This window comes from Chitinivibrio alkaliphilus ACht1 (genome assembly GCF_000474745.1).
In the GTDB taxonomy this organism is placed as follows: Bacteria; Fibrobacterota; Chitinivibrionia; order Chitinivibrionales; family Chitinivibrionaceae; genus Chitinivibrio; species Chitinivibrio alkaliphilus.
Window position 1 is genome coordinate 1 of the sequence record NZ_ASJR01000097.1, and the last position, 211, is coordinate 211.

General features: G+C 50.7%; 1 protein-coding gene. It reads right to left on the reverse strand.

All coding sequences use genetic code 11. The features are described 5' to 3' along the window. Nucleotides 1–211 (reverse strand): transposase (locus CALK_RS11785; RefSeq protein WP_034638496.1); only part of this gene is annotated, 211 nt, incomplete at both ends.

A 211-nucleotide genomic window follows, 5' to 3' on the forward strand; every position in this document is an offset into this window, starting at 1 on the left:
TGCTGACGGAAACCAGCTCTTTGCGGCCGTGAACCGTAACGCCGATAATAACAAGTAGGCAGTCCCTCTTGTCTTTAAAGCGGACCGCCGTATGAATACCATCAGCATAGAGGTAGCAATACCGTTTTTCTGAAAGATCACGCTGGCTCCACTGGGCGTATTCCTCACTCCAACAGTTTTTAAGCCGGGAAACAACCGGGGCCGATAAACC